The 22473-nt window shown below is 74.2% G+C and carries 18 protein-coding genes, 1 pseudogene and 1 riboswitch; of the genes and pseudogenes, 12 read left to right on the top strand and 7 right to left on the bottom strand.

Annotated features, from left to right (window positions below; all coding sequences use genetic code 11):
• Positions 1-33: 33 nt before the first annotated feature.
• A riboswitch (cobalamin riboswitch) is annotated at positions 34-255 on the bottom strand.
• A gap of 34 nt (positions 256-289) precedes the next feature.
• Together K7854_RS11385 and K7854_RS11380 are read right to left on the bottom strand one after the other, a co-directional pair.
• Entirely contained in the window at positions 290-1345 is a 1056-nt protein-coding gene (locus K7854_RS11385) for a nitronate monooxygenase (protein WP_226026292.1), read from the bottom strand.
• A 14-nt stretch (positions 1346-1359) separates the two neighbouring features.
• The gene (locus K7854_RS11380; protein WP_345604018.1) at positions 1360-2475 is read right to left on the bottom strand and encodes a YbfB/YjiJ family MFS transporter; all 1116 of its coding nucleotides are present in this window, start codon (positions 2473-2475) and stop codon (positions 1360-1362) included.
• 241 nt (positions 2476-2716) lie between these two features.
• Between K7854_RS11380 and K7854_RS11375 the strand changes: the two genes are divergently transcribed.
• From K7854_RS11375 to K7854_RS11355, 5 genes are all read left to right on the top strand, one after another.
• Positions 2717-3565 carry a LysR family transcriptional regulator gene (locus K7854_RS11375; RefSeq protein ID WP_226026291.1) on the top strand — a complete coding sequence of 283 codons (849 nt, stop codon included), beginning with the start codon at positions 2717-2719 and terminating at the stop codon, positions 3563-3565.
• Positions 3566-3620: 55 nt separating this feature from the next.
• Positions 3621-3941, top strand: a complete 321-nt coding sequence (locus K7854_RS11370) for a DUF6191 domain-containing protein (protein WP_226026290.1) — start codon at positions 3621-3623, stop codon at positions 3939-3941.
• Positions 3942-3997: 56 nt separating this feature from the next.
• A complete protein-coding gene (locus K7854_RS11365; RefSeq protein ID WP_226026289.1) occupies positions 3998-5665 on the top strand; it encodes a PucR family transcriptional regulator in 1668 nt (555 codons plus the stop codon).
• Between the two features lie 211 nt (positions 5666-5876).
• The gene (locus K7854_RS11360) at positions 5877-7229 is read left to right on the top strand and encodes a type III PLP-dependent enzyme domain-containing protein (protein ID WP_226026288.1); all 1353 of its coding nucleotides are present in this window, start codon (positions 5877-5879) and stop codon (positions 7227-7229) included.
• A gap of 152 nt (positions 7230-7381) precedes the next feature.
• Positions 7382-9607 carry a hypothetical protein gene (locus K7854_RS11355; RefSeq protein WP_226026287.1) on the top strand — a complete coding sequence of 742 codons (2226 nt, stop codon included), beginning with the start codon at positions 7382-7384 and terminating at the stop codon, positions 9605-9607.
• Here the strand turns inward: K7854_RS11355 and K7854_RS11350 are convergent.
• The gene (locus K7854_RS11350; protein WP_226026286.1) at positions 9587-10615 is read right to left on the bottom strand and encodes a cytochrome d ubiquinol oxidase subunit II; all 1029 of its coding nucleotides are present in this window, start codon (positions 10613-10615) and stop codon (positions 9587-9589) included. The genes K7854_RS11355 and K7854_RS11350 overlap by 21 nt on opposite strands.
• A gap of 121 nt (positions 10616-10736) precedes the next feature.
• Positions 10737-12113 carry a cytochrome ubiquinol oxidase subunit I gene (locus K7854_RS11345; protein WP_226026338.1) on the bottom strand — a complete coding sequence of 459 codons (1377 nt, stop codon included), beginning with the start codon at positions 12111-12113 and terminating at the stop codon, positions 10737-10739.
• A gap of 189 nt (positions 12114-12302) precedes the next feature.
• On the opposite strand from K7854_RS11345, the pseudogene K7854_RS37480 reads away from it, so the two are divergent.
• Positions 12303-13014 (top strand): annotated as a pseudogene (locus K7854_RS37480) (LacI family DNA-binding transcriptional regulator).
• A 236-nt stretch (positions 13015-13250) separates the two neighbouring features.
• On the opposite strand, the gene K7854_RS11335 reads toward K7854_RS37480, so the two are convergent.
• A complete protein-coding gene (locus tag K7854_RS11335) occupies positions 13251-14240 on the bottom strand; it encodes an ArsR/SmtB family transcription factor (RefSeq protein ID WP_226026285.1) in 990 nt (329 codons plus the stop codon).
• Between the two features lie 146 nt (positions 14241-14386).
• On the opposite strand from K7854_RS11335, the gene K7854_RS11330 reads away from it, so the two are divergent.
• Positions 14387-15208, top strand: a complete 822-nt coding sequence (locus tag K7854_RS11330; protein ID WP_226026284.1) for a helix-turn-helix transcriptional regulator — start codon at positions 14387-14389, stop codon at positions 15206-15208.
• 11 nt (positions 15209-15219) lie between these two features.
• Here K7854_RS11330 and K7854_RS11325 read toward each other — a convergent pair whose 3' ends face one another.
• Together K7854_RS11325 and K7854_RS11320 are read right to left on the bottom strand one after the other, a co-directional pair.
• Positions 15220-15879: a PH domain-containing protein gene (locus K7854_RS11325; protein ID WP_226026283.1), complete on the bottom strand. Its 660-nt coding sequence runs from the start codon at positions 15877-15879 to the stop codon at positions 15220-15222.
• A 24-nt stretch (positions 15880-15903) separates the two neighbouring features.
• On the bottom strand, positions 15904-16995 hold the full coding sequence (locus K7854_RS11320; RefSeq protein ID WP_226026282.1) for a hypothetical protein: 1092 nt from the start codon (positions 16993-16995) through the stop codon (positions 15904-15906).
• Positions 16996-17188: 193 nt separating this feature from the next.
• Between K7854_RS11320 and K7854_RS11315 the strand changes: the two genes are divergently transcribed.
• The 5 genes from K7854_RS11315 to K7854_RS11295 all read left to right on the top strand — a co-directional run bounded on the left by K7854_RS11315 (position 17189) and on the right by K7854_RS11295 (position 22435).
• Positions 17189-17410, top strand: a complete 222-nt coding sequence (locus tag K7854_RS11315; RefSeq protein WP_226026281.1) for a ferredoxin — start codon at positions 17189-17191, stop codon at positions 17408-17410.
• A 63-nt stretch (positions 17411-17473) separates the two neighbouring features.
• On the top strand, positions 17474-19060 hold the full coding sequence (locus tag K7854_RS11310) for an ABC transporter substrate-binding protein (RefSeq protein WP_226026280.1): 1587 nt from the start codon (positions 17474-17476) through the stop codon (positions 19058-19060).
• Positions 19057-20007 (top strand): ABC transporter permease, encoded by a 951-nt coding sequence (locus K7854_RS11305; RefSeq protein ID WP_226026279.1) that lies wholly within the window; start codon positions 19057-19059, stop codon positions 20005-20007. Before K7854_RS11310 ends, K7854_RS11305 begins: the two co-directional genes overlap by 4 nt.
• On the top strand, positions 20004-20864 hold the full coding sequence (locus K7854_RS11300) for an ABC transporter permease subunit (RefSeq protein WP_226026278.1): 861 nt from the start codon (positions 20004-20006) through the stop codon (positions 20862-20864). Before K7854_RS11305 ends, K7854_RS11300 begins: the two co-directional genes overlap by 4 nt.
• On the top strand, positions 20861-22435 hold the full coding sequence (locus K7854_RS11295; RefSeq protein WP_226026277.1) for an ABC transporter ATP-binding protein: 1575 nt from the start codon (positions 20861-20863) through the stop codon (positions 22433-22435). The genes K7854_RS11300 and K7854_RS11295 overlap by 4 nt, the downstream gene beginning before the upstream one ends.
• Positions 22436-22473: the final 38 nt, after the last annotated feature.

The raw sequence follows: 22473 nt of genomic DNA, 5'->3' as shown, positions 1-22473 counted from the left end.
TCGAGGTCACCGGGATGTCCGCGTACGGATCGGTCCGCACGCGGGCAGTTGGCAGGTCTTCGGACTCGCGGGCGTGTCCTGACGACGTCAGGGCTCCTACTGGCCGTCGCTTCCCGGGCCCGGTACCTCGGGCCCAGTGCGTGTGACGGCGGTCGTTCCCGCTCACCGCTGCGGGGCAGTCCCGGATTCCCACCGGGTTCCCTCTTGCGACACCCCGCCTGGCTGACGGGGCGAACCAGCTGCTCTGCCAGCCTACGGGGTGGCGCCGGGAAGGGAAGCCGACGGTGCGTCATCCGGCAGGTGAGTCGCGGCACGTCGGGATCCGCCCGGCGAGGCGGTCGAAGGTGTCGGCGGCGGGTTCGGCCGCGGCCTGCCGGTGGCCGGTTCCGGCCCACAGGTGGATCAGGCGGGTGTCGCCTGCCGCGGTCGCGGCCCTGCGGAGCGGGCCGGTGAGGTGGTGCAGGGCGGGATAGCCGAGCGGGGCGACGGGGTCGTAGTGGTCGGTGAAGTGATTGCGCAGGGCGCGCGCGGGGCGCCCGGTGAAGGCGCGGGTGACGGTGGTCGCGGTGAAGGCCGGGTCGACCAGGGCCGCCTTGTGCGGGGCGGAGGCCCCACTCTCGTGGGTGCGCAGCAGGGCGGTGCCGACCATGGCGGCCTCGGCCCCCGCGGCCAGCGCCGTGGCGACGTCAGCGGCTGTGGTGATGCCGCCGGTGGCGACGACGGGCAGGGCCACGGCGCGGCGTACGGAGGCGATCAGGTCGGTGAGGCGGACCGGCCGCGGTGGCCGCGCGGGGGTGAGGGTGGCCGAGTGGCCGCCGGCCGCCGGTGCCTGGACGACGAGCACGTCGACGCCGGCCGCGGCGGCCCGGCGTGCCTCGTCGGCCGAGGTGACGCACTGCAGCACGGTGCTGCCGGCCCTGCGCAGCGCCTTGACGACCGGAGGGCCGGGGATGCCGAAGGTGAAGGACACCCAGGGGACGGGGTCGGAGACGAGCAGGTCGATCTTGTCCGTCCAGTGGTCGTCGTCCTCCAGGGGGTGTGCGGGCAGGGTGACGCCGTAGCGCTCGGCCTCGGGCCGGATCGCGCGTACGTAACTCCCGTACGCGGCCGCGGAGATGGGGACCGGGTTCGGGACGAACAGGTTGACGCCGAACGGGACGCCCGCGGCGCGGGTGGTGCGGATCTGTTCGGCGAGGGCCGGTGCGGTCCGGTACCCGCCGGCGAGGAAGCCGAGGCCGCCCGCCCGGGCGGCGGCGGTCACCAGCGCGGGGGTGCTCGGACCCCCGGCCATGGGGGCCGCGACGAGGGGAAGGTCTGCTCCGAGGTCGGACAGCAGGGCGCTCATGTCGACTCCTGGTCTCAGGCGGTGGTGGGTGCGGGGCCGAGGTGGTGCGGGAAGCGGACGCAGACCGCGGCGGAGGCGGCTGCGGCCACGACGACCATCGCGCTGCCGAGCAGGAGCGCCTGCCGGTAGCCGTGCTGCAGCAGCGGCGCGGCGAGCAGCGGACCGAGGATCTGGCCGATGCCGTACCCGGCGGTCAGCAGGGCCACGGAGCGGGGCACTTGGAGATGGCTGCCGATGGACAGGGCGATGGTGCTCACCCCCATGAAGGTGGCGCCGAACAGGACCGCGGAGACCAGCGCCGGCAGGGCGCCGCCGAGCAGGGCGGGCAGGGCGATCCCGGCGGCCTGGATGGTCAGCGAGGCGAGCAGGAGCGCGGGCCGGGACCACCGGCGGGCCAGCCGGGTCCACAGCGCGCAGGAGGGCAGCGCGGCGAGACCGACCACCACCCAGGCGCCGCTGCCGAGCCGTCCGCCCACGTCCTGCTGGATCGCGGCGACCAGGAAGGTACCGGCGATGATGTAGCCGATCCCCTCGAAGGTGTAGCTGGCGAGCAGGGCGAGGAACCAGCGATGGGTACGGGGCCGTCGGGCCGGGACGCCGGTCGCGGACGTGGCGCCGTCGGACGGCCCGGCGAGCGGCCAGGCGAGCGCGGTGAGGAGGGCGGCGAGCGCCGCGCAGGTCCACCAGGCGGCCTGCCAGGTGGAGGCGGCCTGTACGGCGAGGACCAGCAGGCCGGACAGTGCGATCCCGGCACCGACCCCGCCGAAGGCCCAGCCGGCCAGGTGGTGGGCGTGGGCCCGCAGGCGCGAGAGCAGCACGCCGACGGCTGCCACGAAGACCAGGGCGCTGGCGGCCCCGGCCACCAGGCGCAGGGCGAACCAGGCGGTGCCGTCCGATGCGAGCGGCATCAGCGCCAGCGTCGCCACGAGCAGGACGAGCGAGCCCCGCAGCGCCGTCGCGGACCGTACGAGGGCGGGGGCGGCGATGCCGATCAGGGCGCCGGCGAGGTAACCGAGGAAGTTCGCGGTGGCCAGGTCCGCCCCCAGCGAGGCGGAGACTCCGGCCTGCTCGTGCATGAGGGGCAGGATCGGGGTGTAGACGAACCGGCCGACTCCCATGGCCGCGGCCATGGCGGCCGCCGTCCGGGCGACGGTCCACCAGGGCGACGGAGTGCGCGGGCCGGGCGGTGGGGGCGCGGCCCCACGGCTCGTCGGTGACTGCGCGGCTGCGGGCGGCTTCACGACTGGGCACCTTCCTGGCTGAGTTCGCGGGGACGCCTTGGACGCTAGGCCTCCCGCGCACGGCTGTGAAATGCCGGTTACGCTGTCACTATGCGTCCCAGGCATGAATGAGGGAGGGGGTGCCGGAGACATGGACGTCGAGCTGCGGCACCTGCGGGCCTTCTCCCGAGTGGCCCGGCTCCGCTCGTTCTCCCGGGCCGCCGAGGAGCTTGTGATCACCCAGCCGGCGTTGAGCCGCACCGTCGCACAGCTGGAGGACAGGCTGCACGTGCGGCTGCTGGAGCGGTCCTCGCGCCACGTCGAGCTGACCGAAACCGGCGCCGAGTTCCTGGCGCACGCCGAGCGGGTGCTCGCGGCGCTGGACGAGGCCCTCGCGGTGGTGAGCCACCGTGTCACCCTGCGGCTCGGCTTCAGCTGGCTGCTGCCGGACCCCTGGGCCCAGCGCACCGTCAGCCGCTTCGAGGAGAGCACGGGCGCCTCCGTCGCCCTGGTCCGGACCGACGATCCGGGTCAGGCACTGCGGCAGCACACCGTGGACATCGCCCTGGTCCGCGGGGACGTCGCACTGCCGAAGGGGGCGCGCAGCGTGCGCCTGGCCGACGAGCCGCGCACCGCCGTGTGCTCCGAGCACAGCGCACTCGTCGGCCGCGGCCGGCTGGCCTGGTCCGACGTGCGGCACTGGCCGCTCGTGGTGAACACGGTCAGTGGCACCACCGGCCCCTGGTCGTGGCCGGCCGACCAGCGCCCGGAGCGGATCGTCGAGACGGCCAACTACGACGAGTGGCTGGAATCGGTGGCCGCCGACCGCGGCATCGGCATCGTCCCCGAAGTCGCCCGGCGCCGCACCCGGCACCCGGCCCTGCGCTTCGTGCCGCTGACCGGCGCACCGCCGAGCCCGGTCAGCCTGGTCCACCTCGCCGACGCCCCGCGCGCGCTGATCCGCCCGTTCCTGGACGCCGCGCTCCGGACCGGGCACTGAGGGGACCGGCGGCCGGGAGGTTGTGGGCGGGGAGCGCGACGGGGGACACTGAGGCATGCAGTTCGCCTTCTTCATGACCCTGCCCGGGCTGGTCGTCGCGCTGACCCTGCTGGCCTTCGTCGACCAGTTGCTGTTGCGCGCGGGCCGGGCCGGAGCGCTGCCGTGGCGCAACGGTGCGCGTCAGGGCCAGATCTCCGCGACCGGGTTCGAGCAACTGCACGCGAGCCTGTCCCCGGGCAAGCAGAACGAGCTCAAGGAACGGCAGTCGGCCCTGGTGATGCCGGACGACGAGGACGACGGGGCGCCGCCGAACCGGACGACCGTGGATCTGGACGCGGGTACCGCGGTCGTCCGGATGCCGTCCCCCGGACAGTAGCCACCCGGCCGTACGCCGCCCGTCAGGCCCCCGCGGCCGCCGACGATGATGGAGGCATGGCCACACAGGAACCGAACCGGCCCGACGGCGGACCTTCGCTGGAGCAGATCCTCGCCCTGATCGCCCCCGGAATGCTGGATGTCGTCGTCGCGCCGCGCGGCGCCCGGGTGCCGGTGGCCGACGTGGTGCTGCACGACCCGGGCGAGGAGCGGGACGACGGCAGCTGGGCTGCGTCCGGACTGATCCTGCTCGCGGTCGGCGTGGACGTCGCCTCACCGGAGGCGATCGACGTGCTGCGCGGTGCCGACCGGGCCGGCGCCGCGGCCGTGGTGCTCAGACGCGGTGCTCGCGGGCCGCGGACCGCGCTGCTGGAGGCGGCCGCATCGGGGCGTACGGCGCTGCTCACCCGGCGGCCGGGCCAGGGCTGGACGGAGGTGCTGGGCCAGCTGCGCACCGCTCTGGCGCACAGCGTCCCGGCCGGCCCGGCCGGGGTGGAGGGCCTGCGCCTCGGCGATCTGCCGGGGCTCGCCAACACCGTGGCGGCCCTGGTCGGCGGCGCGATCACGATCGAGGACCCCCAGTCACGGGTGCTCGCCTACTCGCGGATGGACCATGAGCCCGATCCGATGCGCAGGCTGACGATCCTCGGACAGGAGGTGCCCCGCTGGCGGGTGGACGAACTGCGGGAGAGCGGCTTCTTCCAGGCCCTGTGGAGCACCGACGGCGTCGTACGTCTGCCCGCCGACGAGCGGTACGCGGAACGGCTGGCCGTCGCGGTGCGCCACGGGTCGGAGGTCCTCGGGTCGCTCTGGGCGGCCGCCGACGGACGGCCCCTTGCCGAGGACGCGGCGGCGGCGCTGCACACCGCGGCGCGGGCCGCCGTGCCGCACCTGTCCCACCACCAGACCTGGGGCCGGGCCGCGGCCAGGGCACGGGAGAGCGCGGTGCGCGCACTGCTCGACGGGAGCGGGCAGGCGGCGCGCGTGGCGCACGAGGCCGGGCTCGCGCCGGGGCGGCCGTACACGGTGATGGTCGCGGAGGCGTACGACCGCCGGGAGCTGCGCGGCGTGCCCGCCGCGGCGCCGGGCGGCACCGCCGAGGAGCGGGTGCTGGACGTGCTCGCGCTGCAGGCCGCGGCGTACCGGCCGGGCTGTGTGACGGCACGGTCCGGGCGACGGCTGTACGTGCTGCTTCCGGCGGGCGAGGACGAGACGGACCCGGCGCGTGCCCTGCTGGCGGCCGCTCGCTCGGTGCCGCGCGGTGTGGTGTTCGCGGGCGTCGGCCCGGTGACCGCCGACCTGTCGCGGCTGCCGGCGTCGCGCGAGGCCGCGGAGCTGGTGGTGCGGGTGCTGGCGGAGCGGGCCGCGCGGCTGCCGGCCGCGGACGTGGGGTCCGCGGGGGCGGCGTTCGGCGAACTGGTTCCCGAGGTGTCCGCGCTGCGGGTGCTCGACCGGATCGCGCCGTTGTGGGAGAGCCTGTCGGGCCCCGTGCACGCGATGGTGGAGCACGACCGGGCCCACGGCTCGGAGTACGGCGCGTCCGTCGCCGCCTACCTCGACGCGTTCGGTGACACGGGCACGGCCGCCGGGCGGCTGAACGTGCATCCGAACACCCTGCGGTACCGGCTGCGGCGGGCCCGGGAGCTGTTCGGCGTCGACCTGGCGGACCCCACCCTGCGGTTCCTGGCGGACATCGGACTGCGGCTGGCACGGCGCACGGGGTGACGGCCTCCGCCCCGGGGGTGCGCGCCCCGGGCCGCGCGGGCATCCGAGGGATCATGATCGGCACATGGTCGAGCCGGACAAGGAACCGGCCGTACCGTCGTCGTGCGGGACGAAGACATGACGGGTGACGCGGAACGAAGCTGTGCGAGGCAGAACGGCCGGCCGCCCGACGAGCGCCGTGCACGACCGACACGTCTGGAGAGTGTTGACAGTGACTTCCGGTTCCCCCCACCGGCGCGCCCGCGCCCGCGAGGCCGCGCTCGCCCGGGCCGTCGAGGACGGCCTGCTGGGTCCGAGCGCCCCCCTGGTCGGCCTCCTCGACGTCGACGGCGTACTCGCCGCCGTCCAGGCGCTGAACGAGGCGTTCGAGGGACCGGCCGAGGTGCGGCACACGTTCGCCGCGAAGGCGTGCGGGCTGGTGCCGGTGCTGCGGCTGCTGGCCGAGGCGGGCATGGGGTGCGAGGTGGCCTCGCCGGGGGAGTTGGAACAGGCGCTGGCGGCCGGGTTCACCCATGACCGGCTGGTCTTCGACAGTCCCGCCAAGACGGTCGGGGAGCTGGAGTTCGCCCTCGCCCACGGGATCGCGATCAACCTCGACAACTTCCAGGAGATGGCCCGCGTCGACCGCCTGCTGGCCGGCCGCGAGGCCCGCGGGCCCATCGGGCTGCGGGTGAACCCGCAGGTCGGGTCCGGCGCGATCGGCGCGATGAGCACGGCGACGGCGACCTCCAAGTTCGGCGTCGCGCTGCGCGACGAGGGGGCCGTCGACGCGGTGATCGAGGCCTTCGCGGGCCGGCCGTGGCTCAACCGGCTGCACGCCCACGTCGGGTCCCAGGGCTGCCCGCTGCCGCTCATCGCCCAGGGGGTGCGGGCGGCGTACGAACTGGCCGAGCGCATCAACGCGGAACTGGGCCGCGCCCAGATCACCGGACTCGACATCGGCGGTGGCCTGCCCGTCAACTTCGGCGGCGAGGACGACCGCCCGACGTACGCCGATTACGTCGCCGAGCTGCGCTCCGCCGTGCCCGGCCTCTTCGACGGCCGCTACGCCCTGATCACCGAATTCGGCCGTTCCCTGCTCGCCAAGAGCGGCACCATCGGCTCGGTCGTCGAGTACACCAAGTCGGTCGGCGGCCGGCGGATCGCGGTCACCCACGCGGGCGCCCAGGTGGCCACCCGCACCGTCTTCATGCCGGACGCCTGGCCCCTGCGCGTCGGGGTGTTCGACGCCGAGGGCCGGTCCAAGCAGGGCCCGGCCGAGGTCGTCGACATCGCGGGCCCCTGCTGTTTCGCGGGCGACCTGACGGCGACCGGGCGCGAGCTGCCGGCCGTCGAGCCGGGCGACGTGGTGGCGCTGTACGACACCGGCGCGTACTACTTCTCCTCGCACTTCTCCTACAACTCCCTGCCACGGCCCGCTGTGTACGGCTATCGCACGGATGCCGACGGCCGGGTCGCCTTCGCACTCGTGCGCGAGGCCCAGAGCGTGCGCGGCGTGGTCGAGGAGAGCGGTCTCGCCCAGGCGGACGCCCTGGTGGAGCTGGGCTCGGGCGGGGCCGTGTAAAAGATTTGCGCTGCCGTATACAGTTCTTGCTTCGCTGCGCGTACAGTTTGAGCGCCCGTGGTGCGGATGTGACGCATACACGTCAGTCGCATGTGCCGCGGCGCAAGGTCGTACCCCGCGCTTCTCGCTTCGACGACCAAGGAGGTCGTTCCATGCGACTACTTCGAACCACCGGCCGATTACTCCGTCACCGATCCGTCCCGACGGCAGCGGGGCTGGCCGTGGCGCTGGGACTCGGACTCGTCCCGGCCGGGGCAGGACCGGCCGATGCCGCCCCGGCCGGTGCCGGGGCTCCGGCCGCCGCCCGGGCGCCGGCCGACCGGACGGTCCTGCTGGTCACCGGCGACCGGGTGATCGTCCAGGGCACGCCGGAAGGTCAGGGGGCCCAGGCACAAGGCCGGCAGACCGTCACCGTCGTGCCGCGGGAGGGCTCCACCGACTCCTACGTCACCGAGCGGCGGGCCGACGGGGACGTCTACGTGATCCCGTCGAGCGCGCTGCCCTTCCTGGGCGACGAACTGGACCCGTCACTGTTCGACGTCTCCGCGCTGGTGCGCGAAGGAGCCACGGACCGGGTGCCGGTGGAGATCGAGGGACGGGCACCCGGCGTCGTCGACGGCACGGTCACCGCACAGAGCGCCCCGGAGTTCGGCGCGGCACTGGCCGAGGCGGCGGCGAGTGCCGCTCCCGACGGCGCGAGCGGACGGCCCGGGCGCCTGTTCGGGACGGCCGAGTCCCTCCGGCTGGACACGTCCACCCAGGACGCCGTGGACGCGCCGTCGTCCGAGGACGCGACGCACCCCCTGGAGCTGCGTGCCCTCGACGCGGCGGGCGCCCCGTACGGCATGCAAGTGTCCGTCGCCAACCTCGACGACGGCAGCAAGTACACCAATTACGTGACCCTCCCGGACGGCCGGACGACGATCGACGTACCGGCGGGCCACTACGAGATCGCGGGCTACTTCCCGACGTACCGGTCCGGAGTGCTGACCGAGTTGCGGTTCGTCGTCCGCGACATCTCCGTCACCGGCGCCGGGACCGTCACCCTCGACGCCCGTACGGCGACCGCCGAGGTCGGCACGACCACCCCGCGCCCTGCCGAGACGGTCACCAACGGGATGACCTACCTCCTGCAGGACGACTCCGGCGACACCGTGGTCGCCTACGGCTGGATCAGCAAGGAGGCCGCGCCGCTCCTCCTCTCCCCGGCGGCCGCGAGCCCCGTCGGCACGCGCCGGATCGTCCTGGAGGAGCACGACCGCTCGCCGCAGGACGCCCGGCACCCGTACACGTACGATCTGTCCTTCACGCTGGAGGGAAGGATCGGCGAGGACCAGCACCGCGTCGTGCGCCGGCGCGACCTGGCCGCCCTGGACCGCGGCTACTACGCCGACGTACCGCGCCGCACCGGACAGGCGCGGTTCGCCGCCCACACCTTCATGGACGGAGGTTTCGCCCTCTACCAGTACTTCGCGGCCCCGCAGCGACGCACGGAGTACGTGCTCGGCTCGCCGGACATCACCTATGGGGACACCATCACCGCCACCCCGGACGGCAGGGCGGCCACCCGCCTGGCGCCGGCCACCTACCGGGCGGGGAGCACCGTGCGCACCGACCTGCTGCGCGGCCCGCTGGCCCCCGGATTCGCCGAGCCGATCCTCTTGGACGCCGCCTTCTCCTGCGGAGCCTGCCGGCAGGACGACTCGCTCCAGCTCCGCGTGGACCAGCTGCTGGACTCCGACGGCCATGGCTACCTGGACCTGAACAGCCCCGGGAAGATCACCTCCCGGCTCACGCTGCTGTCGCCGGACGGCACACCGCTCGCCGACACGAAGCACCCCTACGCCACGGTCGGGGCACCGGCGGAACCCGGGACCTACCGACTGGTGTACGACCAGACCAGAACCGGCGACTGGTTCCGGCAGGCCTCGGTCAGCCGGACCGAGTGGACCTTCACCTCGGGCCACTCCGCCACCCGCACGGTGCCCGCCGGCTACCAGTGCGCGGACGGCACCGCGGAGCGCTGCTCGGCGCTGCCCCTGGTGACCGCCACGGCGCGCCTGCACACCGGGATCGACGGAACGATGCCCGTCGGCCCCGCGCGGATGGACCTGGCCTTCGGGCACGCGCCGTCCGCCAAGGGCGGCGCGATCCGGGACGCGAAGGCCGAGGTCTCCTTCGACGGAGGAACGACCTGGCGCACGGCCCGGCTGTCCAGGCAGGCGGACGGCCGGTACACGGCCCGGTGGTCCAACCCGCGCTCGGCGCAGGGCCAGGACGTGATGCTGCGGCTGTGGGCCCGGGACGCCGACGGGGGCACCCTCACCCGGACCGTGACGGCCGCGTACACCGTCGCCTCAGGAACCGGAGGAGGATGACGAACCGGGTCCTGTGCCAGGCGTCCGCCGTTGGAACGTGGCGTACAGCAGCCACAGGGAGGGGACGAGCAGGACGGCTCCCACGGCCAGGACCACCAGGCAGGCCGCCAGGACCGCACTGTCCGAGGCGGCCTGCCCGACCGTCGTTCCGCCGACCAGCATGGCGGGGTACTGCGCCGCACCCCACGCCCACAGGATCGCGGCGACCGCCAGCGCCGCGGCGGGACGGGCCGCCACGAAGCGGTCGCGGTGCAGCAGGAAGAGGCCGGCGAGACCGGCGACGGCGCTGAGCACGACCAGCGGCAGCGCGCGATGGGTCAGCCCGTGGAAGAGCTCGGGGGCGTCGGCGTGCAGCACCGCGACACCGGCGCCCGCGACGGCGCCGCTGACCAGACCGCTGACGACGGCGCGGCGGGCGAAGAGCGAGGCGAGTGCCCGCTCGCCGTCGCGGGCGGCGTCGGCACACAGGTACACCGCGGCGAGGTGGGCGCAGGTGGTGACCGCCAGGACGCCGCCGAGGGCGGACGTGGGGTTGAGCCAGCTGGTGAGCACGTCGCCACCGGCGAGGCCCGGCGGCACCCGCCCGGAGGCGACGGCCCCGGCCACGGTGCCCAGGAAGAACGGAGTGACCAGGGAGGACAGCGCGAAGAACGCCCCGAACAACCGCTGTTGCCACAGCTCGGTGCTCGCCTTGCGGAAGGCGAACGCGGCGCCGCGCGCGATGATCCCCAGGGCGGCGAACGTCAGCGGCAGGTAGAGCGTGGACATCACCGCGGCGAAGACGGGGGAGAACGCGGACCACAGCAGCACGATCACGAAGATGAGCCACACGTGGTTGGCCTCCCAGACGGGACCGATGCTGTGCTCGATGAGACGGCGCTGCGGCAGCCCGCGCCGGGAGCCCCCGGCGAGCAGGTCCCACACGCCGGCCCCGAAGTCCGCCCCGCCGAACAGGGCGTAGCAGGTCAGGCCCACCCACATGACGGCAAGAGCCGTGTCTGCGAGCACGATCACCTCCAGTGCCGGCCGGCGGGGCGGCACGAGTAGCGGTTGGGGCGGCGGAGCCGGCCGGCGGGGGAGCGCGCCGGGGGACGCGGACGGAGCGGAGCGCCGGCAGGCCGCGCGGCGGTCATACGACGGGATACCTCTCGACGTCCTGCTCCTGGGGTGCCGCCGGCACGGGGGTGCCCCTGGCCAGGCGGCGCAGGACGTAGACGGTGGCGACGGTCATGCCGGCGTAGACGACCAGCACCAGCCACAGGCCGGTCATGAGCCCCGGCGCCGGGTTCACGGCGTCCCGCACGCTCATGATTCCCCAGACGATCCAGGGCTGGCGGCCGAGTTCGGTGACGCACCAGCCGCTCTCCAGCGCGACCACCGAGGCCGGACCGCCGACCGCGGCCAGCGCCAGGAACAGCCGGGACCCGCGCTGGTCGAGCGGCTTCGCCCGCCTGTGGCGCCCGCGCCACCAGGACAGCAGCAGCCAGGCCCCCAGGGCGAGCAGGAACAGCCCGATCGCCACCATGACGTCGAACGCCCAGTGCACACCCGTCACCGGTGGCCACTGGCTGCGCGGCACCTTGTCCAGGCCCTGGACGACGGTGTCCGGCGAGTAGCCGACCAGCAGGGAGAGGCCGTTGGGGATCTCGAGCCCGTAGTGCAGGGCATCGTCGCGGGCGATGCCGCCCAGGGTCAGCGGCACGTGCGAACCGGTGGTGAAGACCCCTTCGATCGCCGCCAGTTTCGCCGGCTGGAACTCCGCGAGGAACCGTGCGGCCCAGTCGCCCACGACGAGCTGGAAGGGCGTCACCACGGCGCCCAGGGTGAACGGGATGTAGAACCCCGCCCGGTGATAGGCGTCCCGGCGTCCGCGCAGCAGCGCGACCGCGTAGACCGAGGCCGTCAGGAAGGACGCCACCATGAACGCGGCGAGGATCATGTGCACGGTCTGCGGCGGGCTCGCCGGATTGAGCATGGCGGCCCACGGGTCCACGTCGACGACTCTCCCCTCGCGCAGCACGAAACCGCGGGGCTGGTTCATCCAGGCGTTGGCGCAGACCACGAAGAACGCCGAGGCGACACCCGCCACCACGATCGGCAGCCCGGTGAGCAGATGCCGTCGGGGCGGCAGCCGGTCCCAGGCGTAGAGGTAGATGCCCAGGAAGATCGCCTCGATGAAGAAGGCGATGCCCTCCAGCGCGAAGGGCAGCCCGATGACCTGGCCGAACCTGCCCATCAGACCGGGCCACAGCAGCCCCATCTCGAAGCTGAGGATGGTGCCGGAGACGGCGCCCACGGCGAAGAGCACGCCCATCGCACGCGCCCACCTGCGTGCCAGCAGCCGGTGGGCGGGGTTTCCGGTACGGATGCCGTACCACTCGGCGATCAGCGTGAGTGCGGGCAGGCCGACCCCGAGACACGCGACGACGATGTGCCAGGCGAGGGAGAACCCCATCTGTGCCCGGGCCGCGGCGAGGTCCCCCTCGGACACGGCCAGGAGATGCATGACGGCCACGCCTGCCTCCCAAGGAACGAACCCTGCCCGGAGCCGTGAGATATGCACCGGTTTGTTCCGTCGAAGGTAGCGACACGAGCCCCTGAAGCCGTTCGCGCCACGCCTCCGCATGCCACGTCGAATGTGATGCGGGCCACTTGGCGGACCGTTGACGGTCCGCTTCTCAAACCGGTTCAGTGAGTGCCGATCGGCCCGGGCCCTGTCCCTCGGCAAGGCCGGTGCCTTCGGACTGGCCTCGCCCGCGAGCCCGAGGACACCGACCTGCGGCACGACGACCCGCGTCCCGCGCTGGTCCACCGGCTCGGACTGCCGGCGGTCGTGGTCGGACCGAGCGAGTGGAGCGACGGACTGACCTCGGTGAGCCTGGACGACCGGCCCGCCTACGTCGACGCGGTACGACGCCTGGCCCAACTCGGCCACCGCCGGATCGCGCACATCGAGGAACCCCAGGAGTTCCGCCACGCGCACCGGCGCCGGTCCGCCTGGGAGGAGACGCTGCGCGAGCTGGGGCTGCCCGAGGGGCCGGTGCTGCCGGGCGGCTTCACCGCGGAGGGCGGCGCCCGGGCCACCCGCGCACTGCTGACGCTGGCCGAGGCGCCCACCGCGATCGTCTACGGCAACGACCTGGCCGCGACCGCCGGACTGTCCGTCGCCCAGGAACTGGGCGTCCCGGTACCGGAACGGCTCTCGGTGGTCGGCTACGACGACACCCCCCTCACCCGCCACACCCACCCCCCCGCTGTCCTCCGCCCGCGCCGACGCACGCCGCTGGGGCGAGGCGGCGGCACGGGCCCTGGACCGGGTCCGGGCCGGCGAGGAGGTGGCACACGCCGTGCTGCCGCCGGCCGAGTTCGTGCCCCGCGCCTCGACAGGCCCGGCACCACGACCCTGACGACGGGCCGCCACGCCGGGGAGCGTGGCCGAGGATGTCCCGCCCGGCGACGAGGCCGGGTGTGCAGAGTTCGGAGGGTCTTCATGCTGAGGAGAACGGCGTACGCGCCGCCTGGCAGGACCGGCCGGGCGTCACCCTCGACGACCTCACCGTCACCGGACCCGACTGGTGGTACAACCTCCCCGGGTCACCGCGGAGGCCGCGCCGACAGCAGGACGTGCCCGCCCACGCGGTGGTCAGGCGAGCAGATCAACGAGGGCGTCACCGCGCGGGGTGCGCCCGAGCCGCACGTACTGGCCCTCGCGCCGCCGGACGATGAGGCCGCTCTGCTCCAGCCTGGCGCAGTGGTGGGTCAGGTTGGCCGGCGAGCAGCCGACGCGGACGGCGACGTCGCCCATGGTGGCGGGGGCGGCGACGGCGCGCAGGACGCGGGCGCGTACGTCCCCGACGACCAGGGCGAGCGTGTCCCCGTCCGGGTCCGGCCGGGGCCCGGCGTCGGCGTCCCAGAGGCGCCCGAGGCCCGGCAGCGGGTAGCCGATCCACACCAGGTCGGTCCGGTCGAGCGCGAACATGCAGGTCCCGGGGCCGGACACGACGGGGACGAGGACGACCCGGCGACCGTCGAGGGTGTAGGTGTCGCTCTGCGGATCCGGAAGCAGCAGGAGGTCGTCGGTCAGCCGGGAGCGGCTGCTGAGCCCGGACAGCACGGTGTCGGCGCAGCCGCGGACCACGGCACTGCCCACACGCTCGGTCTCACGTTCCAGCAGCGGCCGGGCTCGCTCCCACACCGGCACGAACGCCCGCCACACGGCCTGGACCACCTGGGCGTAGGCCCGGATCCACTGGGCGGGGCGGTCGACGACGGGGCGCCACTGGGCGGGGACCGCGCCGCCGAACTCCGTCTCCAGTTCGGCCAGCAGCACGTCCGCGGACAGGTCGCGCAGTTGCTCGCACTGCGTGAGGACGTCGCCTCGGGGCATGCTGGCGGTCGGCGTGACGCAGTCGGGGATGACGGAGTAGCCGGGATCGAAGAGGGGGCGCAGCACCCGGCCGGCCGCGGCCGGCACCGCGTCGAGGACCAACTGCCGCCACTGGACGGGCACTCCGTGGCCGCGACCGCCGAAGACGTCCGCGACGAGCGACAGCACCGTCGCCCCCTGGTGGTCGGCCACCGACACCCGGACGTCGTCGAGCTTCCCGAGGTGCAGTGCCGTGTGCCCGCGCATTCCCCGCCGTCCCGTCACCCTGCCGTCCCGTCGCCCGTCCATTCTCGCCGAGCCCGGCACCGGTCCCGGCGGCGGCTACGCACAACTGCGTAGCGGCTTTTCCTCCTATGCTGAGGGTCCGAGGCCGAAGGGGGTGCGCAGGCACCGTGGGACTGGAGCACCGTGACTACGAGGTACTGCTGGCGATCTCGGTCCACGCGCTGGAGCAGGACGCCGCCGCGTCGCCGTGGCCCACGCTGACCCGGACGATCCGCGGGCATCTCGGCGTGGAGGCGGTGACGTTGACGGAGATCGCCCCTCACCGCAGCCGCCCGCTGGCCTGGGCGCCGGGCGAGGTCGGTGACGGGCGCATCCGCGCCTTGTCACGGCGGTCCATGCGATGCGGCAATCCGCTCATCGGCCACTACCGCCAAGCGCGCGACCCCGTGCCGCGCACCGCGGAGGACCTGACCGGAAGCGCGGGGTGGCGCAACAGCGCGGCGCGGTCGGTGGCCCGCGAGTACTTCGGCGCGGAGCACGTCCTGGGGGTGCCCTGCGCCCTGCCCGCCGGACACTCCGGTGTGCTGCGCGGCTGCGTGGTCTACAGCCGGACCCGCTTCTCACCGGCGCAACGGGCGTTCCTGCACCGGGCGCAGCCGCTGCTGGCCGCGGTGGACGCGCACGAGCGGGCGACGGTCCGCGCCCTCGAGCGGGCCGGCCGGGACTCGACGGACCGGGCACGGGCGTACGGGCTGACCCGGCGCGAACTCGCGGTACTGCTCCTGCTCGGCGAGGCGCTCCCCGCCAAGGCCATCGCCACCCGGCTGAGCATCTCCGTACGCACCGTGCAGAAGCACGTCCAGAACATCTACCGGAAGCTGGGCACCAAGGACCGCATGGAAACCGCGCTGCTGGCCCAGTCGCTGGGGCTGCTGCGGCCGAGGCCCCCGCTCGGCGGTCCGGGGCCGGGTACGCCGGGGGACTCCTGACGCCGCGACCGTCACCGCGGGAGGACGACGCCCGCCCGCCGGGCACTGTGCAGCAGGTCGACGATGCCGAGCACGCCCGCGGCGTCCGTGCGCCGGAAGGAACCGTCGATGACGTCGGCCACCAGGCCGGCCAGCCGCTCGAGGTCGGCCTCCGCACCGCCCCGGGCCAGGCTCAGGGCCGCGTTGAGCCGCTCCAGGCGTGCGGCCACCTTCAGCCCGTCGCCCGCTTTCCAGGGCTCCTGCAGCACCAGCCGGACCAGGTGCGCCACCTGCTGGGGGCCCAGCCCGGCCGAGAGCGCGCGTACGGTGTCGATGAAGCGGGGGACGCCCCACAGCACCAGGGTCGTCTCCTGCAGCCCGGTGGTGACCGTCACCTTGCGGGTGACGGCGAAGGAAGTGTTGCGGACGTCGAGGACGGACGGCAGGAAGACACTGAAGGAGCCCCTGAGCCGGTTGGCGGGGTGCGCCTTGAACACCAGGCGGTAGTTGGTCAGGAAGCAGCGCCCGCCGATGGCCTCCTTGCCGCTCATCCCGATCAGCCACATCAGGTCGTCGAACGCGAACTGGGTGAGCCCGGACTCCTTCACGTCGATCACCGCGTTGGCGTTCTTACGGAGCACCAGGTGTTCGCCGGGGAACATGCTGTCGGGCGGCAGGGACAGGAATGACACGGTCGCTCTCCACGTACTCGGTCGTCAAAGGGGTGTCGTCTCCCCGGGGAACCACTCGGACAGGTCGAGAAGGAGACGGCGGTGCGTGTGGGCGGCCACGGCCGCCGCGATGTCCTTCCACTGCTGCGCGGACAGGGCCGTGGCATCCAGGACCCGCCGCGTCGGCAGGTCCTGGAGCCTGAGGCACAGGGCGACGGGGCCGCCCGGCCGCTCGCGGGCAAACTCCATGGCGGCGATCCGTTCCCACTCCAGTTCCAGCCGGACACGCCACCGCGGGGCGCCCCCGGGCCCGGTCACGGCCTGCTCGACGACGAAGCGGTCCGACGCCGCCGTCACCCGGGCGGACGCCGACGTCGCACTCACCGTGCCCGGAGCGGGGGAGGGCTGTCCGGGTGCCGAGGGGCCAGGGGCGCGCAGACCGAGCGTCAGCGGGATCAGCAGGGCGGGCGCCGAGGCCCACGCCAGCCAGGGCAGGGGCATCCGGCCCAGCGGGGCGAAGTGGGTGGGTGTCAGTCCCGTCGTCACATAGGCGTCGTCGCCGACGATCCGGACGTCGATCTCGATGTTCCCGGCGGACGAGCCGATCCCGGCCAGGGAGTAGTACTTGCCGTACTCCGCCCAGGCCGCTTCGCCGAAGTGGACGTCGATCCTGCGGTACTCGTCGTCGATGACCTCGTCCGGGTCGCCCCGCTCCAGCCGCCGCCAGTCGGAGCAGGTGGCCGTGGTGCCGCCGGTCGCGCACTTCTGCGGCAGGTCCAGCCGGTCCTCCTCGCCGTACGCCATGGCGTAGCCGCTGGAGTGGTGGAGGGAGAACGCCACCCACCCGAGGACCGCGAGGGGAGCGGCCAGGGCGGCCGCCAGGACGGCCAGGCCCAGCCGTCGGCCACCCCCGTCGGCCGACGGCCGGCCGCCCCTTCGAGCCAGCGCCTGGCACAGCAGCCCCCACAGGGGACCTGCCAGCAGGCACAGGAGCACCACGCCCACGCGGGCCCACGGCGGTGGACCCAGCACGCCGACGAAACCGCCCACGGCGAGAACCGCTACCGCGGACGCCACCCACTCCGCCCGCCACGCGACCCGCTCACTCGTGTCCGCGGCTTCGTCCGGCCGTCCCATGTCCTGCCGCCCTCCCCCTTCGGGCCCGGTGGAAGGTGCCCAGGACACCTTCCCGTGCGGGGAAAGCGCAGTTCAACGATTTAAAGGATCGTCGAAATCCGGGACTCGACCTTGTTGAATATGGATGTCATTACCGTCTAATGTCTGACTGACGAACAGGTGCCCGCACGGGCGCCACCGGGGAGGGGTCCTCATGTCCTTGGCAGGCCGGGCGTCCGAAGCCGCCGCGATCAGTGCTGCGCGACACCGGTGCGTCGGGGCGGGGCAGTGTGTGCTCGCCGCGCCGGCCGTCTTCGACCAGGACGAGGAGGAAGGGCTCGTGCTCGTCCTGGACGAGAAGCCTCCCGCGTCGCAGTCGGACGCGGTGCGCGCGGCCGTGCGGGCCTGCCCGTCCGGCGCCCTGGCCCTGCGGTAGCGGCACCCGCCGAGGCTCGCACCACCGCGTCCCGATCGGCTCAGCAGAACGTCAAGGAGAAACATGTCCAGACAGATCGACCGTCGTGCCTTCCTCCGTCGCGGCGCGGCGGGTGCCGCGGCGCTGGCGGTGGGACCCGGCCTGCTGGCGGCATGCGCCACCGACGAACCCGGCTCCGCCGGGCGGTCCGGAGCGGATTCCTCGCCCCGTTCGGGCGGCACGCTGCGGGCCGCCTTCGTCGGGGGCGGCGCCTCGGAGACGCTCGACTTCTTCAACGGCCCCTCCGCGCTGGACCTCGTGCGTGCCCGCGCCTGGCACGGCACCCTGGGCAACCTCGATCCCGGCGCGCCCGACGGGGTGCGCTACGGCGTGCTCAAGGCGATCGACATCTCCGACGACCTGTCGGCCTACACGCTGCACGTGCGGCCCGGGGTCCGCTTCACCGACGGCTCCCGGCTGACCTCCGCCGACGTCCTGCACTCCCTCAGCGCGCTCGCGGGCAAGAGCAAGCTGCCCGTGTACCGGCTCGCCGCCGCCAACTTCGACCTCGCGCGCGCCCGGGCCGACGGGGACCTCAAGGTCGTACTGCCCACCCTGAGGCCCATCGCCGACGGCCGCCTGATCCTCTGTCAGGGCAACTTCCTCGTCGTCAAGGACGGCACCGAACGGTTCCGCCCCGGCATGCCCAGTTGCGGCCCCTTCCGGCTGACCGAGTTCACGGCCGGCCAGGGTTCGGCGTTCGAGCGCTACGACGACCACTACGGCCACGTGCCCCACCTGGACGGTCTGGAACTGCGGTCCATCGCCGACTCGACGGCCAGGGCGGGGGCGCTCACGGGCGGCGAGATCGACTTCGCCCACGACCTCTCGCCGGTCACCGCGCGCACCCTCGCCGACGACGCGAAGGTCGAACTGGCTCCCACGAAGAGCCCTTACCTGGTCGGCCTCTCCTTCCAGATGAACATGAGCGCCAAACCCTTCGACGACCCGCGGGTGCGTCAGGCGTTCAAGCTCGCGGTCGACCGCGAGGCCATGGTGAAGACCGTGTTCTACGGAAACGCCGAGATCGGCAACGACCTGCCCTCCCTCGGCTTCCCCGACTACGCCGACGGCATCCCCCAGCGCGCCCACGATCCCGAGCGGGCCCGCGCACTCCTCAAGGAGGCCGGTGCCGACGGGATGGAGGTCCGGCTGACCACCGGCCCCGAGACACCGGGCATGGTGGAGATGGCCACCCTCTTCGTCGAGGACCTGAAGAAGACCGGTGTGCGGGCCTCCGTCCGTGAGCTGCCCCCGGGCCAGCTCTACGCCGACTTCCCCGCGTACTCCGCGCTGCCGCTGGCCGGTTCGTACCAGATGCCCATTCCGGCGCTGTCGACCTACCAGATGAACACCGCGGGCGGATCGCCGTCCGCGTTCGGCTGGAAGAAGTCCGAGACCGACGCCCTCGTGGCGAGGGCACGCGCCGAGAGCGACCGGGAGCGGGCGAAGCAGCTGGGCACGCAGGCCCAGCGCACCCGCTGGGAGGAGGGCAACCAGGTGCTGCCGGTCTTCAAGCCGAACCTGAACGCCCAGGCCAAGGGCGTCGACGGAATATCCGACGACCTCTTCGAACAGTTCCCCGGCTTCTCCCGGGCGTCGCTGGCGTGAACCTGCTCGCCTTCGCCGTCCGCCGCCTGGCGGGGGCCGCCGTCCTGCTCGTCCTGCTGTCGGCCGCGGTCTTCGCGGCCACGGCGGTCCTGCCCGGTGACGCCGTCAGCGCGGTGGCCGGCGTGGACGCCTCCGCGGCCCAACGCGCCGAAGTCCGGGCCGACCTGGGACTCGACCGGCCCGCCGCCGAGCGGTACGCGGCCTGGGCGGCTGACGCGCTCCGGGGCGATCTGGGCCGCGGCTTCGTGGGGGAGCGGCCGGTCGCCGACGTCCTGGCCACCCGCCTGCCCAACAGCCTGCTCCTCGCCGAACTGACGCTCGCGGTCACCGCCCCGCTCGCCGCGCTGCTCGGCCTGTGGACGGGGATGCGCGGCGGCGGCGCGGACCGCGTCGTCTCGGCGTCCGCCCAGATCCTGGCCGCCGTCCCGGAGTTCGTCGTCGCCGCGTTGCTCGTCGCGGTGCTGGCGGTGTGGCTGGAGGTCCTGCCGCGTGTCTCCGTCATCCCCCTGGGAGGCACCCCGCTCGACGTCCCGCACGCGCTGGTCCTGCCCGTACTGACGCTCAGCACGGTCGGTCTCGCGGTGGCCACCAGGCTGCTGCGGGCCTCCGTCGCGGACACCGCGGCCACCCCGTACTGCGAAGCCGCCCGGCTCAACGGCGTGCGCGGCGTCCGGCTCGCGGTTCGCCACATCACGCCCAACGCGGCGGGCCCGGCCGTGCAGGCGCTCACCCTCACGACGGGGGCCCTGGTCGGCTCCGCGGTGGTGGTGGAGAACGTCTTCGACTACCCGGGGATCGGCCGGGAGCTGCAACTGGCCGTCGCGGCACGGGACGTACCGATGGTGCAGGGCATCGCCACCGCCCTGGTCGCGGTGATGCTCGCGGTGCTGCTGCTGGGCGACATCTGCGCGCGTCTGCTGGGGGCACGGGAGGAGCACGGCCGATGACGACGGTCCTGACACCACCATCGAGGAGGGTTCGCCCGAACCGTCCCGGCACGCCCGCGCGCCGACGGCCGCCGCTGGTCACCGGGGCGGTCGCGCTGCTCCTCCTGCTCCTCGCACTGCTGGGGCCGCAGGCCGCGCCGCACAGCCCCACCGCGCAGCTCGCCGCGCCCTTCCAGCAGCCCGGCGGAGAGTTCCTCCTGGGCACCGACGTGCTGGGCAGGGACGTGGCGAGCCGGGTGCTCAGCGGCGGCCGCGGCATCGTCCTCACCGCGCTGGCGGGAACGGCGGCGGCAGGCGCCGTCGGACTGACCGCCGGTGTCCTGGCGGCCATGGTCTCCCGCCGGCTGGGCGACCTGCTGGTCCGCTGCGTGGACGCGCTCGCCGTGCTGCCCGCCCTCCTGGTCGTCCTCGTCCTGGCAGCCGGGTTCCCCGGCAGCGCCGCCGCCCTCGTGGCCGCCGTGGCCCTGGCCACCGCCCCCTTCTCCACCCGCGTGCTGCGCGCCGCCGCGGACCCGGTGCTGAGCAGCGGGTACGTCGAGGCCGCGGTGGCCCGAGGGGACACCCGGCGGGCCGTGCTGCGCCACGACGTGCTGCCCAACATCGCCGGACCCGCCCTCACGGACACCGCGCTGCGCCTGGTCGCCTCGCTCCACCTCACCGCCACCGCGGGCTTCCTCGGCCTCGGACCGGGAGGAGCGGAGCCCGACTGGGGACGCATGGTGAGCGAGAACGCCCCCGGGGCGACCCTGGCCGTCGCGCCCTTCCTGGCTCCGGCCCTGCTGCTCGTACTGCTCTCGGTCTGCGTCGGCCTGCTGGCCGGCCGGCTGGCGGACACGGTGGGAAGGGGAGCGGCATGACCGGCGAGGTGACCGTCCGGCCACCGGGTCAGGACCCGATCGCCGTGATCAGCGGACTGTCCCTCGGTCCCGCCGCAGGCGGCCCGCCCGTCCTGCACGACGCCCGTCTGACGGTGCCGCGCGGCGGAGTACTGGGGGTGGTGGGCAGGTCGGGATCCGGCAAGAGCAGCCTGGCGTACAGCCTGCTCGGACATGTCCGCCCCGGCCTGGAGGTCCGGGCCGGAACCGTCCGGGTGGCCGGCCTCGACCCGTTCGCCCGCCCGGACGCCCGCGCACTGCGGGGGCGCGTGGTGTCGTACCTCGGACAGGACCCCGCCTCCTCGCTCAACCCCGCGCTCCGGATCGGTACGCAGATCGCCGAGGCGGTGCGTCTGCGCTCCTCCGTGACGGGTGCGCACGAGGTCCGCTCGCAGGTCGACGCACTGCTGCGGTCCGTGCGGCTGCCGGACGACCCGGCGTTCCGGCGGCGGCTGCCCCGGCAGGTGTCCGGCGGCCAGGCCCAACGGGTGGCTCTCGCCGTCGCGTTGGCCGGCCGGCCCGGTCTCCTGGTCCTCGACGAGCCCACCAGCGGCCTGGACACGGTCCTGGCGGACGGGATGCGGGACCTGCTGGCCGAGGTCCTGTCCGCCGGGGACCGCTCCGCGTTGCTGGTCAGTCACGACCCCGCGTGGATCGCCTCCGTGGCGGACGACGTGATCCGCCTGGAAGCGGGCCGCATCGTCGCCGCCGGGCCGCCCCGTGCGCCCGCACCGCCCTCGTCCCCGCGGCGCGGGTCCGCGGGCGCCGGCCCCCGGAGCGCCCGGAACACCGGCCCCGGCGGAGCCCTGTCCGTACGCGGCCTGGACGCGGCGCACGGGCGGGCACCCGTGCTGCACGACATCACGCTCACCGTCCCGGCGGGCTCCTGCACCGCCGTGGTGGGACCCTCGGGCTCGGGCAAGACCACCCTCGCCCGGTGTCTCGCGGGGCTGCACCGGCCCGCGCGGGGGAGCGTCGAATGGCGGGAGGACGGTGCGGAGCGAGGACGCGCGTCCCCCGTGCAACTCGTCGCGCAGGACGCCCGCGGCGCCCTCAACCCACGGGAGTCGGTGGGTGCCGCGCTGCTGCGCCCCCTCAGGGGAGTGGGGCGCCGTTGTGCCGCCGACGCCTCCCGCGAAGCCGTACGGCTGCTCGGCCTGGTCGGTCTGGACGCGGAGGTGCTGGACCGCCGGCCGGGCCAGTTGTCGGGAGGCCAGCGTCAACGCGTCGCGCTGGCCCGGACCCTGGCGGCCGGGCCGCGCGTCCTGGTCTGCGACGAGATCACCTCGGCGCTGGACCCGGAGACGGCCGGGGCGGTCCTGGACCTGCTGGACTCGCTGCGGCACACGCTGGGAGTGACGGTCGTGATGGTGACCCACGACCTTGCGGCCGCCGCCGGTCACGCGCAGCGGGTCGTCGTCCTGGACTCGGGGCGGGTGGTGGAGACCGGTGCCGCGGACCGGGTGCTGAGGGCCCCGGAGCATCCCGTCACCAGGGAACTGCTCGCCCACACCGCCGGTTCCGTCCCCGTCGCGGCGGACCAGCCGCGGTGAAGGCCTTCTTACGGCCGGCGGGAGGGGCGCCCGGATCG

This window comes from Streptomyces hyderabadensis (genome assembly GCF_020404845.1).
Classification (GTDB): domain Bacteria; phylum Actinomycetota; class Actinomycetes; order Streptomycetales; family Streptomycetaceae; genus Streptomyces; species Streptomyces hyderabadensis.
Note: the sequence above shows the minus strand (reverse complement) of the source record. Positions and strands in the feature narration are given on the sequence as shown.

Bases quoted from the DNA above. Each gene is read 5' to 3' on its own strand.
- K7854_RS11385 (WP_226026292.1), bottom strand. From the start codon at position 1,345: ATGAGCGCCCTGCTGTCCGACCTCGGAGCAGACCTTCCCCTCGTCGCG.
- K7854_RS11380 (WP_345604018.1), bottom strand. From the start codon at position 2,475: ATGGCCGCGGCCATGGGAGTCGGCCGGTTCGTCTACACCCCGATCCTG.
- K7854_RS11375 (WP_226026291.1), top strand. From the start codon at position 2,717: ATGGACGTCGAGCTGCGGCACCTGCGGGCCTTCTCCCGAGTGGCCCGG.
- K7854_RS11370 (WP_226026290.1), top strand. From the start codon at position 3,621: ATGCAGTTCGCCTTCTTCATGACCCTGCCCGGGCTGGTCGTCGCGCTG.
- K7854_RS11365 (WP_226026289.1), top strand. From the start codon at position 3,998: ATGGCCACACAGGAACCGAACCGGCCCGACGGCGGACCTTCGCTGGAG.
- K7854_RS11355 (WP_226026287.1), top strand. From the start codon at position 7,382: ATGCGACTACTTCGAACCACCGGCCGATTACTCCGTCACCGATCCGTC.
- K7854_RS11345 (WP_226026338.1), bottom strand. From the start codon at position 12,113: ATGCATCTCCTGGCCGTGTCCGAGGGGGACCTCGCCGCGGCCCGGGCA.
- K7854_RS11335 (WP_226026285.1), bottom strand. From the start codon at position 14,240: ATGCGCGGGCACACGGCACTGCACCTCGGGAAGCTCGACGACGTCCGG.
- K7854_RS11320 (WP_226026282.1), bottom strand. From the start codon at position 16,995: ATGGGACGGCCGGACGAAGCCGCGGACACGAGTGAGCGGGTCGCGTGG.
- K7854_RS11315 (WP_226026281.1), top strand. From the start codon at position 17,189: ATGTCCTTGGCAGGCCGGGCGTCCGAAGCCGCCGCGATCAGTGCTGCG.
- K7854_RS11310 (WP_226026280.1), top strand. From the start codon at position 17,474: ATGTCCAGACAGATCGACCGTCGTGCCTTCCTCCGTCGCGGCGCGGCG.
- K7854_RS11300 (WP_226026278.1), top strand. From the start codon at position 20,004: ATGACGACGGTCCTGACACCACCATCGAGGAGGGTTCGCCCGAACCGT.
- K7854_RS11295 (WP_226026277.1), top strand. From the start codon at position 20,861: ATGACCGGCGAGGTGACCGTCCGGCCACCGGGTCAGGACCCGATCGCC.